This is a genomic window from Pseudonocardia sp. UM4_GMWB1 (assembly GCF_017312155.1).
In the GTDB taxonomy this organism is placed as follows: Bacteria; Actinomycetota; Actinomycetes; order Mycobacteriales; family Pseudonocardiaceae; genus Pseudonocardia; species Pseudonocardia alni.
This window is the reverse complement of sequence record NZ_QJPN01000001.1, coordinates 4,444,049-4,456,282: the sequence shown is the minus strand read 5'-3', so window position 1 is coordinate 4,456,282 and position 12,234 is coordinate 4,444,049. Positions and strand designations below refer to the sequence as shown.

At 73.2% G+C, this 12,234-nt stretch carries 12 protein-coding genes; 10 read left to right on the top strand and 2 right to left on the bottom strand.

Features of this window, described 5'->3' with window-relative positions:
• The first annotated feature begins 97 nt into the window (after window positions 1-97).
• Genes DMP15_RS20720 through DMP15_RS20675 form a run of 10 tightly spaced genes read left to right on the top strand, consistent with a single transcriptional unit; the run spans window position 98 to window position 10,797 of the window.
• A complete protein-coding gene (locus tag DMP15_RS20720; RefSeq protein WP_337826329.1) occupies window positions 98-1,675 on the top strand; it encodes a GMC family oxidoreductase in 1,578 nt (525 codons plus the stop codon).
• Window positions 1,672-3,180 (top strand): sugar ABC transporter ATP-binding protein, encoded by a 1,509-nt coding sequence (locus DMP15_RS20715; protein ID WP_337826328.1) that lies wholly within the window; start codon window positions 1,672-1,674, stop codon window positions 3,178-3,180. Before DMP15_RS20720 ends, DMP15_RS20715 begins: the two co-directional genes overlap by 4 nt.
• Window positions 3,167-4,180 carry an ABC transporter permease gene (locus DMP15_RS20710; protein WP_337826327.1) on the top strand — a complete coding sequence of 338 codons (1,014 nt, stop codon included), beginning with the start codon at window positions 3,167-3,169 and terminating at the stop codon, window positions 4,178-4,180. The genes DMP15_RS20715 and DMP15_RS20710 overlap by 14 nt, the downstream gene beginning before the upstream one ends.
• Entirely contained in the window at window positions 4,177-5,208 is a 1,032-nt protein-coding gene (locus DMP15_RS20705; RefSeq protein ID WP_073573998.1) for an ABC transporter permease, read from the top strand. The genes DMP15_RS20710 and DMP15_RS20705 overlap by 4 nt, the downstream gene beginning before the upstream one ends.
• Window positions 5,205-6,245, top strand: a complete 1,041-nt coding sequence (locus DMP15_RS20700) for a substrate-binding domain-containing protein (protein ID WP_167379033.1) — start codon at window positions 5,205-5,207, stop codon at window positions 6,243-6,245. Before DMP15_RS20705 ends, DMP15_RS20700 begins: the two co-directional genes overlap by 4 nt.
• Window positions 6,246-6,255: 10 nt before the next feature.
• Window positions 6,256-7,098 carry a sugar phosphate isomerase/epimerase family protein gene (locus DMP15_RS20695; RefSeq protein ID WP_337826326.1) on the top strand — a complete coding sequence of 281 codons (843 nt, stop codon included), beginning with the start codon at window positions 6,256-6,258 and terminating at the stop codon, window positions 7,096-7,098.
• Entirely contained in the window at window positions 7,095-7,964 is an 870-nt protein-coding gene (locus tag DMP15_RS20690) for a sugar phosphate isomerase/epimerase family protein (RefSeq protein WP_337826325.1), read from the top strand. The genes DMP15_RS20695 and DMP15_RS20690 overlap by 4 nt, the downstream gene beginning before the upstream one ends.
• Window positions 7,965-7,977: 13 nt before the next feature.
• Window positions 7,978-8,895, top strand: coding sequence for an alpha/beta fold hydrolase (locus DMP15_RS20685; RefSeq protein ID WP_237453857.1), 918 nt, complete (start codon window positions 7,978-7,980; stop codon window positions 8,893-8,895).
• Complete coding sequence (locus DMP15_RS20680; protein WP_073573994.1) at window positions 8,892-9,983, top strand: agarase; 1,092 nt, start codon at window positions 8,892-8,894, stop codon at window positions 9,981-9,983. The genes DMP15_RS20685 and DMP15_RS20680 overlap by 4 nt, the downstream gene beginning before the upstream one ends.
• Before the next feature lies 1 nt (window position 9,984).
• On the top strand, window positions 9,985-10,797 hold the full coding sequence (locus tag DMP15_RS20675) for a mycofactocin-coupled SDR family oxidoreductase (protein WP_073573993.1): 813 nt from the start codon (window positions 9,985-9,987) through the stop codon (window positions 10,795-10,797).
• Between the two features lie 16 nt (window positions 10,798-10,813).
• Here DMP15_RS20675 and DMP15_RS20670 read toward each other — a convergent pair whose 3' ends face one another.
• On the bottom strand, window positions 10,814-11,086 hold the full coding sequence (locus DMP15_RS20670; protein WP_337826324.1) for a hypothetical protein: 273 nt from the start codon (window positions 11,084-11,086) through the stop codon (window positions 10,814-10,816).
• Between the two features lie 344 nt (window positions 11,087-11,430).
• Window positions 11,431-12,219: a DedA family protein gene (locus DMP15_RS20665; protein ID WP_073573991.1), complete on the bottom strand. Its 789-nt coding sequence runs from the start codon at window positions 12,217-12,219 to the stop codon at window positions 11,431-11,433.
• Between the last annotated feature and the right edge of the window lie 15 nt (window positions 12,220-12,234).

The window sequence follows — 12,234 nt, the reverse complement described above, 5'->3', positions numbered from 1 at the left end:
GCACCCCCGCACCTCGATGAGAAGGGCGGGACCACGGCCGGCCCCGTCCGGGGCCGGCCCCCACCCGTGCACTGCCCGCAGCAAAGGAGCTAGGGAGATGGGCGAGACCTTCGACGTCGTCGTGGTCGGCGGCGGGACGGCCGGCTGCATCGTGGCGGCCCGGCTCAGTGAGGACCCCGGCCGGCGGGTGCTGCTGATCGAGGCCGGGCCCGACTACGCCACCGCGGTACCGGCCGCCGTGCTCGAGGGCCGGGTGGTCCCGATGCGCGGACACGCGGCGGACGTCGACCCCCGCCACGACTGGGGGCTGGCCGCGGAGGGGGCCGGCGGCGCACCGATCTCGGTGCCGCAGGGCCGGCTGATCGGGGGCGGCTCGGCGATCAACGGCATGATCTCGCTGCGCGGCGCCACGGCCGACTTCCGGGAGTGGGCCGAGCGGGGCAACCCGCGCTGGGACTGGGCGCACGTGCTGGCCGCCTACCGCGCGCTGGAGGACGACCCGGCCCCCGGCCCGGACATCCACGGCCGCGGCGGCGCGTTCCCGATCGCACGCGCCGAGGAACACGAGTTCGCCCCGCTGCAGGCCGCGTTCGTGCGGAGCTGCCGGGCGCTCGGGGCCGGGTACCAGCCGGACTTCAACGCCCCGGACGCCGAGGGCGTCGGTCCCGCCCCGATGAACCGGGTCGGCACCACCCGGATGTCCACCGCGGCGACCCACCTGGCGCCGGCCCGCGGACGGCCCGGCCTGACGGTGCGCGGTGACCTCCACGTCCGGCGCGTCGTCCTCCGGGGCACCACCGCGACCGGCGTCGAGCTGACCGACGGCACGGTGATCGACGCGGGCGAGGTGGTGCTCACCGCCGGCGCGATCCAGACCCCGGCCCTGCTGCAGCGCTCCGGGGTGGGTCCGGCGGCGCTGCTGTCCGGGCTGGACGTCCCGGTCGTCGCGGACCTTCCGGTGGGGGAGAACCTGGGCGACCACTTCTCGGTGCCCCTGCTGGCCGCGCCGCGCGAGGGCACCTGGGCTCCGGAGGACTTCAGCCTGCAGACGGTGCTGCGCACCTCGACCGCGGCGCAGCCGGGCGCCCTCGACGCGCAGCTGACCATGTTCACCTACCTCGACGTGTCCACCACCGAGGCCGGTGCGCGGGGGCTGGCCGGCACCGGCGGGACGGGCCACGGCCAGCTCGCGGGGATGGGGTGCGTGCTGAACAAGCCCCGTTCGGTCGGCACGGTGCGGATCACCTCCACCGACGCGACGGTGCTGCCCCGGGTCGCACCGGGCTATCTGACCGAGCAGGTCGACCGGGACGCGATCCGCGAGATCGTCCGGCTCGGCTGGGCCGTCATCACGGGCGAGCCGCTGGCCGGGATGCTGCACGAGCCGATCGGGCTCGACGCCGCCACCGTCGCCGACGACACCGCCCTGGACGCTGCGATCGAGACCATGACCGCGTCGGGCTACCACTTCACCGGAACCTGTGCCATGGCGCCGGCCGAGCGCGGTGGTGTGGTGGACCAGGACGGCAGGGTGCACGGACTGACCGGGCTGCGGGTCGCCGACGCGTCGGTGATCCCGGTGGAGCCGGCGGCCAACACGATGCTGCCCACCGTGATGACCGCAGAGCGGCTGGCCGCCGCGGCTCGCGGGCGCTCCTTCCCGGAGGCGTCGTGAGCACCCCGGTGGTCGAGCTGTCCGGAGTCGCGAAGCGCTTCGGCGGCGTGGTCGCGGTCCGCCACGTCGACCTGGCGCTGTTTCCCGGTGAGGTGCACGCGCTGCTCGGGGAGAACGGCGCCGGCAAGAGCACGCTGGTCAACATGCTGGCGGGCATCCACCGGCCGGACGCCGGCACGATCACCGTGGACGGCACCGAGGTGACGATCCCGAACCCGCGCGTCTCGCGGTCCCTGGGTATCTCCGTGGTGCACCAGCACCCGGTGACGTTCCCCGACCTGACGGTGGCCGAGAACATCATGCTGGCCGGTCCCGCGCCCCGCAGGCGCACCCGGCTGCTGGACCGGGGCGCGGTCCGCCGGCACGCCCGCGAGGCACTGGCCCGCCTGGACGTCCGGCTCGACATCTCGGCCGAGGTCAAGCTCCTGTCCGCGGCGGACCAGCAGCTGCTCGAGATCGCCAAGGCACTCGACGCGGACACCCGGCTGCTGGTACTCGACGAGCCCACCGCGGCGCTGTCCACCCGGGAGGTGGACCGGCTGATGGAGATCATCGCCCGGCTCAAGGCCGACGGCGTCGCGGTGCTGTTCGTCGGCCACCGGCTGAACGAGGTGTTCGCGCTCGCCGACCGGGTGAGCGTCTCCCGCGACGGGGCCACGGTCGTCACCGGTCCGGCGCACGAGTTCACCCCGGAGTCGGCGGTCGGGCACATGGTCGGCCGTTCGGTGGAGACGGTGTTCCCGAAGACCGACGTCGAGCTCGGGCCGGTGCGCCTGGAGGTGCGCGGCCTGGGCAGGCGGGGCGCCTACACCGACGTGTCGTTCACCGCGCGCCGCGGCGAGATCCTCGGCCTGGCCGGGCTGGTCGGCGCCGGTCGGACGGAGATCGCCCATGGGCTGTTCGGACTCGAACCGGCCGACACCGGCGAGATCCTGCTCGACGGCATCCCGGTGGACATCGCGACGCCGCAGCAGGCGATGCGCCACGGGATCGCCTACGTGCCCGAGGACCGGCAGTCCGAGGGCGTGGTGCTGGAGCACTCGATCGCCTTCAACCTGCCGCTGGCGCTGCTGGAGCGGCGGCCCCGGTTCGGTCTGCTCTCCCCGCGCGCCGACCGGGCGCTCGCGGACGACTACATCGAGCGGCTCGGCATCCGCACCAGCGGTCCGGACCAGCTGCTGGGCCAGCTGTCCGGGGGCAACCAGCAGAAGGTCGTCATCGCGAAGTGGCTGGCCACCGACCCGTCGGTGCTGATCCTCGACGACCCGACCAAGGGCATCGACGTCGGTGCCAAGGCCGAGGTGCACCGGCTCGTCTCCGAGCTGGCCGGACGCGGCCTGACCATCCTCCTGATCAGCAACGAGCTCGAGGAGCTGCTGTCGGTGTCCGATCGCGTGGTCACGTTCTACCGCGGTGCCCAGGGGCCCGGGTTCGACCGGCGTCCGTTCGACGCGGGACAGGTTCTCGCCGCGATGACCGGGCAGGTGGCCGATGTCCACATCTGACACGCGCACCGCGCCGGAGGCGGGACCCACGCCGGGGATCCGGCGGCGGATCCCCCGGGAGGCGGGCCTCGGCGTCGTCCTGGTCGTGCTCGTGGTGTCGTTCGCGACGTTCACACCCCGGTTCGCCACCGGTGACACGTTCGCCCAGATCGGCACCGACCTGGCCATCGTGCTCATCGTCGCGGTCGGCCAGGCCCTCGTGCTGTTCACCCGCAACATCGACGTCTCGGTCGGGTCCACGGTCGGGCTCACCGCCTACCTCGCGGCCGGTCTCACCGCAGCCGTCCCCGGGTTGCCGGTAGCGCTGTCGGTACTGGCCGCCTGCCTGCTCGGGGCGGCCCTGGGTGCGGTGAACGGCGCCCTGGTCGCGACGCTCAAGGTGCCCTCGATCATGGTCACACTGGGCACGCTCTACATCTTCCGCGGGCTCAACTCCGCATGGGCGGGCAGCTCGCAGATCACCGCGCAGAACCTGCCGGCCTCCTACTCGGCGATCGCCACCGGGACGGTGCTCGGGATCCCGCTGATGGTCCTCTACGCGCTGGCCGTCGCCGCGCTGGCGCACCTGGTCGTCCGGCACACCGTCACCGGCCGCGCGATGCTCGCCGTGGGCAGCGCCCCCGCATCGGCCGAACGGACCGGCATCGCCTCGAAGCGGCTGGTGTTCGGGGCCTACACCGCCACCGGGCTGCTCTGCGGCCTCGCCGGGGTCCTCTGGGGCGCCCGCTACGGCACGGTCGACTCCTCCGTGGCGACCGGCTTCGAGCTCGTCGTCCTGGCCGCCGTCGTCGTCGGCGGCGTCAGCATCACCGGCGGGGTCGGCACCGTCGGCGGGGTCGTGCTGGGCGCCGCGATCCTGTCCGTGATCGGCACCGGACTGGCGCTCGCCGACGTCTCCGCGTTCTGGCTGCAGGCCGTCCAGGGACTGGTGATCATCCTGGCCATCACCCTCGACCTGGTCCTGCGGCGCCGCCTGGAATCCCGAGGAGTGTCCACATGACCGCGCAGACGACCGAGCTGCGACCCGTCGCCACCCCCGTGCGACGACGGCTCCCGACCTGGTTCGGCACCTGGGAGATCACGCTCTCCGCACTGGTGGTCCTGGCCCTGCTGGCCGCCTCGGTCACCAGCCCGTACTTCGCGACCGGCCAGAACTTCTCCATCTCGGCGACCGGCGCGCTCGGGCTGAGCCTGATGGTCGTGCCGATGGCGTGGCTGATGGTCGCCGGGGAGATCGACCTCTCGGTGGCGTCGACGTTCGCGCTCTCCGCGACGGTGTTCGGCCTGGCCGTGTCCGGAGGCCTGGGCACCTGGCCCGCGATCGGGCTGGGTGTGCTGACCGGGGCGCTGGCCGGGCTCGTCAACGGACTGCTCGTGGTGGACGTCGGGCTGCCGTCGCTGATCGTCACGATCGGGACGCTGGGCCTGTACCGCGGGCTGTCCTACGTGCTGCTGGAGAACCGGGGCATCAGCGACCTGCCGCCCGGGCTGACCACCTTCGCCCAGGAGAACCTGCCCGGCACCCTGGTGCCCTACGGCTTCGTGGCCTTCGTCGTGCTGGCCGTCGCGGCGGCGGTGCTGATGCACCGCGGCACGGTGGGCCGGGCCGTGTTCGCGATCGGCAGCAACGCCCGGGTGGCCCGCTTCTCCGGGCTGCGGGTGGGCGCGGTCAAGCGTGGCCTGTTCGTGGTCTCCGGCGTCGTGGCCGCGGTGGCGGGCATCGCCTACGCCGGATACGTCAGCACCGTCCGTGCCAGCAACGGCACCGGCCTGGAGCTGATCGTGGTGGGCATCGTGCTGATCGGCGGGATCAGCATGTACGGCGGGAAGGGCTCGTTCGTGGGGGTGCTGCTGGCCCTGCTGCTGGTCACGGTCCTCACGAGCTGGATGACGCTGGCCGACGCCGAGACCGCCGTGCAGTACATGGTGACCGGGTTGCTGATGGTCGGCGCGGTCGTCGTGCCCGCGGTGTCCCGGCGGGTGACCGCGTGGCGGGAACGCCGCCGCGCGGCCGGGAGCGTCCGGTGAGGCGCCCCGGCGTGGGAGCCGCCGTCGCGGTGGCGGCGCTGCTGACGCTCACCGCGTGCGCGGCCGCCGAGCCGTCCGGACCACCGCCGCCGCGGCCGGTCGCGGACTGCAACCTGACCATGATCCCCAAGAGCACCGACAACCCGTACTTCGCCGCGGTGCGCACCGGGATGGTCGACGCCCAGCGCGAGCTCGGCGGTGACCTGTCGTTCGTCGGCCCCGCGGCCGGCGACGTCACCGGGCAGATCCAGCGCATCCAGAGTGGACGCCAGCGCGGTTCCTGCGTGATCGGCATCTCCGCGGTGGACTCGTCGGCGGTCGCGCCGGCGCTGGACGCCGCCCGCGCCGACGGGTCGCGGGTCATCAGCTACGACGCCGACGTCAGCGACGGCTCTCGGGGCCTGTTCGTCAACATGGCCACGGCCGACGAGCTCGGCCGCGCCCAGTTCGACATCCTCGCCCGAGCGATGGGCGGCACCGGCGAGTTCGGCATCGTGTCCTCCCAGAGCACGGCCGAGGTGACCAACGGCTGGATCGACGTCATGAAGGCCCAGCTCGCCACACCGCAGTACCGCGGCATGCGCCTGGTCAAGACCTCCTACGGCGACGACGACGCGAAGAAGAGCTACGACGCCGCCGTCGCGCTGCTGCGGGCCCACCCGGACCTGCGGGGGATCATGGCGCCGACCCCGATCGCGATGGAGGCCGCGGTCAAGGCCGCCACCGACCTGGGTGTGGCCGACCGCGTGGTGGTCACCGGCCTGGGCAACCCGGGCACCCAGGCCCAGCTGCTCACCAGCGGCCGGGTCCCGGCCTACGTGCTGTGGAGCCCCCGCGACCTGGGCTACCTGACCTACTACGCGGCCGCCGCCTACACCGCGGGCGAGATCACCGGCCGGCCGGGCGAGACCTTCGACGCCGGGCGCCTGGGGCGCCGGACCGTCGGGCCCGGCGGGGAGATCGTGATGGGCCACCCGATCACGTTCACCCGGGACAACGTCGGTCGCCACCTGCATGACTTCGAGACCACCGGCTGAGCGAGGAGACATGTTCCGCTACACGTACAACACCCTGGCCTACGGCCGGGAGCCGCTGTCGGAGGGGATCGCCCGGCTGGCCCGGTACGGCTACGACGGCGTCGAGCTCGTCGGGGAACCCGCCGAGCAGGACCCCGGACGGATCCGCGCCGACCTGGACCGGCACGGCCTGGTCGCATCCTCGATCATCAGCATCTTCACGCCCGAGCGCGACATCGTGAGCACCGATCCCGCCGTGCGACGACGTGCCGTGGACTACGTGCGCGGCAACGTCGACCACGCCGCCGCGCTCGGTGCCGAGGTCGTCACGTTCACCCCGACGGCCTGCATGAAGATCGTCCCCGGCGCCGATCGCGCTCGGGAGTGGCAGTGGGCGGTCGAGGCCGCACGCGCGGTCGGCGACCACGCGGGGGAGCGCGGGGTGCGGATCGCGGTCGAGCCGTGGAACCGCTACGAGACCTACCTGATCAACCGGATGGACCAGGCCGTCGCCTTCGTCGACGAGGTCGCCCGCCCGGCCGTCGGCGTCATGGCAGACACCTTCCACATGGCCATCGAGGAGACCGACATCGCGGCCGCGATCCGCCGTGCCGGGGCCCGCCTGACCCACGTGCATCTGGCCGACTCCAACCGCGCCGCCCCGGGCTACGGGCACCTCGACTTCGCCCCGGTCCTCGCCGCGATCGCCGACATCGGTTACGAGGGCTGGATCTCCTACGAGCTGCTGCCCGCGGCCGGCGACGTGTGGGGGGTGCTCTCCGGTGCGGGCGCCCCGGAGTTCGGCGACCTCTACACCGGGGCCGCGATCGCCCACACCAGGGCCGTCCTGGCCGGGCTGGGGGAGCGCACGTGAGCCGTCCACTCGGTCTGAGCACGTTCCTGCTGGCGTCCCCGTTCTCCGACGACGCCGTGCGGCCGGCGTTCGAGCAGGTCGCGGCGCTCGGCTACGACCTCGTCGAGGTGTGCGTGGAGGACCCGGCGGTCCTGTCGGCACCGGTGCTGAGCGCGGCCGCCCGGGAGACCGGTCTGGCCGTGGGCGTGTGCGGCGCGTTCGGGCCCGAGCGCGACCTGTCCCACGACGACCCGGCCCGGCGCCGGCAGGGGGTGGACTACCTGCGCGGCTGCATCGACCTCGCCGCCGAGGTCGGTTCGCCGCACGTCGCCGGGCCGATGTATGCGACGACCGGCAGGGCCCGGATGCTCCCGCCGGACGAGCGTGCCCGGCAGTTCCGGTGGGCCACGGACAGCATCCGGGAGGCCGCCGACCATGCCGCGGAGCGCGGCGTCGCGCTGGCGGTCGAACCGCTGAACCGGTTCGAGACCGACCTGGTCAACACCGTCGAGCAGGGCCTGGAGCTGTGCGCCGCCACCGGCCGGGACAACGTCGGCCTGCTGCTGGACACGTTCCACATGAACATCGAGGAGAAGCACCTGGGCGACGCCGTACGGCTCGCCGGTGACCGGGTGTTCCACGTCCAGGTCGCCGAGAACGACCGGGGGACGCCGGGCAGCGGGCACGTGCCGTGGGCGGAGTTCTTCGGCGCGCTCGACGACATCGGCTACCGCGGCCAGGTCGTCGTCGAGTCGTTCCTGCCCACCGTGGCCGAGATCGCCCGCGCCGTGTCGCTGTGGCGCCCGGTCGCGGACTCGCCGCACGCACTGGCCCGCGACGCGATCGCATTCCTGCGCTCGGCGGACGTCCGCCGGGCCCGGTCGTGACGGCCCCGGAGCAATGACCACCACCTACGAGGGAGCGAACCCCATGGAGATCGTCGACCACCACGGTGAACGGGTCCGGCACGGCCGGGCCACGGTCAACGGCGTCCGTCTGCACTACCTGACCGCGGGCGAGGGCGAGCCCGTCCTGCTGCTGCACGGGGTGCCCAAGACCTCCTACCACTGGCGGCACGTGATTCCGTTGCTGACCCCGCACCACCGGGTCGTGGTGCCGGACATGCGCGGCCTCGGCGACTCCGAGCACGCCGTCGGTGGCTACGACATGGCGAACGTCGCCGAGGACTTCGCGGAGCTGATGACCGAGCTCGGCCACGACCGCTTCCGGGTGGTCGGTGAGGACTGGGGCGCCGCGGCGGCGTACCAGCTCGCGGCCAACCACCCCGACCGCGTCCAGCAGCTCGTCTACCAGGAGATGATCCTCCCCGGGTTCGGGCTCGAGGACTACTCGTTCCTGACCCCGGACAACGTGCGCAGCTACGTGTGGCTGTGGCACATCAACTTCTACTCCGTGCCCGAGTTCCCCGAGATGCTGATCAGCGGCCACGAGCGGGAGTACTTCTCCTACTTCATGAAGCACGAGACCCACGACCCGTCGGCGATCACCCCCGACGCGCTCGACGAGTACGTGCGCTGCTACTCCTCGCCCGGTGGCGTCCGGTGCATGTGCGAGATCTACCGGGCGACGCTCACCGACGGCGACCAGAACCGGGAGTCCGCGCGGACCCGGCTCCCGATGCCGGTGCTGGCCGTGGGCAGCGAGCACTTCATCGGTGCCGACAACGAGCGGCAGATGCGCGAGGTCGCCGATGACGTCCGCGCGGTGATCCTGCCGTGGGGCCACCAGCTCGCCGAGGAGTCGCCCGCGGAGCTGGCCGGGCACTACCTGCGCTTCTTCGCCGGGGAGACGGCATGACCTACGCGGTCCGCGACGGCCGGCTCGTCGGCCCGGACGGGAACCCGTTCCTGTCCCTCGGCCTCAACCACACCGACGAGGCGGCACTGAAGTTCCCCCGCGCCGTCGACGTGTGGCGCGAACGCTACGGGTCGCGGCAGCGCTGGATCCGTGACGGCGTCGTCGCGGACCTGCGCGGGTGGGGGTTCAACACGCTGGGGTGGACGAGCGAGTACGTCGCGGGCGGCTGGGGCGAGGCGCTGGACTGGTTCGGCGACCCGATCGACCTCAAGCACTCCGAGCAGTGGACCGCTGCCGAGCTGCGCGGCGCGGGGATGCCCTACGTCGCCCAGGTGCGGGTGGCCGAGATCGAGGACTGGAACGGTCACCCGGCGTTCCGGCCGCTCGACGACGACTTCGTCGACTGGTGCGACCACCTTGGCCGCGCGATCGCTGCGGAGCACGCCGACTCGCCGGACCTGCTCGGCTACTTCCTGGTCGACATCCCGGCCTGGTTGCCGCACGCGTCCGGCCGGGACTTCGCCGAGCTCGCCGGCCTGGAGCCGGGCGCACGGGAACGCGCGCTCTACGACGTCGCCAGCCGCTACTACGAGACGATCGCGACGGCCCTCCGCCGCTACGACCCGCACCACCTGATCCTCGGCGACCGGTTCAACGGGAACAAGGGGATCCCGGAGCCGGTGCTGCGGGCCATGGCCCCGCACGTCGACGTCCTGTCCGTGCAGTACTTCACCGAGCCGACCGACGCGTCGCGCCGGGGGATGCGCGACGACCTGGCCCGCTGGCGTGCCCAGTGCGGGGACAAGCCGGTGATCGTCGCCGACATCGGGAACTGGACCCCGACCGAGCTCGACCCGCACCGCGAGGGCCTGCCCGACCACGCCGCCCGCGGCGCGGACTACGGCGCCGCGATGGAGGTCCTGCTCGACGAGCCCTGGTTCGCCGGGTGGCACTGGTGCGGCTACGTCGAGAACACCGGTGGGCGCGGCTGGGGGCTCAAGGACCCGTGGGACGAGCCCTACCGGCCCCTGACCGACGCGATCACCGAACACAACCGCCGCGCCGCGGCGTACCGGAAGGGGAACTGAGATGGGACAGCTGGACGGCAAGGTCGCGGTGATCACCGGCGGTGGGCGCGGGCAGGGACGGGCGCACGCGCTCCGTCTCGCCCGCGAGGGCGCCGACATCGTCACCTGCGACATCACCGAGCAGGTGCCCACGGTCCCGTTCGCCACCGGGCGCCCCGGCGACCTCGAGGAGACCGTCGCGCAGGTGGAGGAGCTGGGTCGTCGCTGTATCGCGCTCGAGGGCGACGTGCGCCGCACCGCGGACATGGCCCGGCTGGCGGACACGGCGATGAGCGAGTTCGGCCGCATCGACATCCTGCTGGCCAACGCCGGGATCCTGAGCCTGTCGGACAACACCTGGGAGCTCACCGACGAGGCCTGGGACGACATGATCGACATCAACCTGACCGGCGTGTTCAAGGCCTGCCGGGCGGTGGTCCCGCACATCCGGGCGGGCGGCGTCGGCGGCTCGATCGTGATCACGTCGTCGATCGCGGGGCTGCGCGGCGTGGCCGGCTGCACGCACTACACGGCGGCCAAGCACGGCATCGTCGGCCTGATGCGCACGCTGGCCACGGAGCTCGCGCCGGAGTCGATCCGGGTGAACACCATCCACCCCACCGGCGTCGCGTCGCCGATGTCGAACAACGACTTCTTCCCGCAGTGGCTGACCGAGCACGAGGAGCTGGGCAACGCCATGCGGTTCAACCTGATGCCGGTGGACGCCCTGGCCGAGACCGACGTGTCCGAGGTGATCGCCTTCCTCTGCTCCGACGCCGGGAAGTGGATCACGGGGACGACCGTCCCCGTGGACGCGGGCTTCCTGCTCAAGTAGGCCGCACCGGTGGTGCTCAGCCACCGGACCGCGCGTCCTGCTGTGGCGTCCTGAGATCGATCGGGTAGTCGATGACGGCCCGGTCGACGCAGGCCTTGCCGCCGTGGAGGGCGATGCCGTGCTGGGCCGCCTCGACGGTCAGCGAGACCGTCGGCCTGGGTGGCCCCCCGGCCGGGTCGGTGAACCACGGGGTGGTCCGGCTCGGCGGCCCGGGCCACCCGTACCCGTAGTCGGTCGGTCCACCGGGGCGACCGGGGTCGAGGAACGGGGCGGTGCTCGGGGGCACCACCGATAGCACTCCGAGTCGAGAGCCCCCGGGAGCGACCGGCGGGGGCACGTCGTCTCCCCGGCACCCGGGGCCGCGGGGAGGGGGTCAGTAGACCCGCAGCTCCCAGCGGGGGAGTCGGTGGTGGGGTTGCCGTTCCCGATGCAGGTGAAGGTGGTCAGGGCCCCGGGCGCCGCGTTGACGATCTTGGCGCCCTGCTGCTGACAGACCGTCTTGTTGTTGTAGTAGCCGACCGTCTCCTCGAACGCGGGTGCGGCCACGGCGAGCGATGCGCCCATGGCGATCGCCGCCCCACCGACGAGGATGCCCAGTCGCTTCGTCACCTGCTCTCCTGCCTCGTCGCGGCGTCATCTCCGAGGTGCGCCGCCGGTCGTCGTCGCGGACGGACCGAAGCTGGATCGGTGGTCCCGGGACCCCGCCCGAGACGGGACCGGTCCGGCCGCGGACGGCTCCGAGGCCGTCGACGTCGTCGCCCGTCCCGCCCGGTGGTCGGCGGCGTCCGGCTTCCGCCGGCGTGAGGGACGGGGCGAGTCCGGCGGCTGTCCGAGCCGTCGCCGCCGCAACCCGCCGACGAGCATCCCGACGACCACCGGCAGCAGGGCGAGGAGGAACAGGTGCGCAGTCGCCTCCTGCGCCGCGACCAGCCGGGCGGCGGTCGCCGAGCCACGGGCGAGCAGACCCCCCAGGGCGAACGTGGCGAGCCCCCACACGGAGGCCACCGGGATGCTGACCGCCGCGAACCGGTGGTACGGGAGGACACCGCTCGTGACGCGCGGGACCAGTGTGCGGACCACCGCGAACCACTGTCCGAGCGCGACCGCGAGAAGCGGGCGACGCTCGGCCAGCGGGAGCGCCCGGCCGGCCGCGGCCGGCAGGCCGCGCCTGCTGTGCAGCGCCGCCGGGCCGCCCCGGCGACCCCGCCAGTAGCCCACGCTCGGTCCGGCGGCGCCGGCGACGGCGGCGGTGAGACCCGCGGCGACACCGGGCACCGTGCCGGTGCCGGCGAGCACGCCGAGTCCGACCGTCACGCTGATGCCGGGCAGCACCACGCCGATCAGCAGACCCGACTCCACGACCAGCGCGACCGCCGCGACGACGAGCAGACCCGTCCCGAGCTCGCCCGCGAGCACCGCCATGCCTTCCGCGATCAC

Bases quoted from the DNA above. Each gene is read 5' to 3' on its own strand.
- DMP15_RS20720 (WP_337826329.1), top strand. From the start codon at position 98: ATGGGCGAGACCTTCGACGTCGTCGTGGTCGGCGGCGGGACGGCCGGC.
- DMP15_RS20710 (WP_337826327.1), top strand. From the start codon at position 3,167: ATGTCCACATCTGACACGCGCACCGCGCCGGAGGCGGGACCCACGCCG.
- DMP15_RS20705 (WP_073573998.1), top strand. From the start codon at position 4,177: ATGACCGCGCAGACGACCGAGCTGCGACCCGTCGCCACCCCCGTGCGA.
- DMP15_RS20695 (WP_337826326.1), top strand. From the start codon at position 6,256: ATGTTCCGCTACACGTACAACACCCTGGCCTACGGCCGGGAGCCGCTG.
- DMP15_RS20685 (WP_237453857.1), top strand. From the start codon at position 7,978: ATGACCACCACCTACGAGGGAGCGAACCCCATGGAGATCGTCGACCAC.
- DMP15_RS20680 (WP_073573994.1), top strand. From the start codon at position 8,892: ATGACCTACGCGGTCCGCGACGGCCGGCTCGTCGGCCCGGACGGGAAC.
- DMP15_RS20675 (WP_073573993.1), top strand. From the start codon at position 9,985: ATGGGACAGCTGGACGGCAAGGTCGCGGTGATCACCGGCGGTGGGCGC.
- DMP15_RS20665 (WP_073573991.1), bottom strand. From the start codon at position 12,219: ATGGCGGTGCTCGCGGGCGAGCTCGGGACGGGTCTGCTCGTCGTCGCG.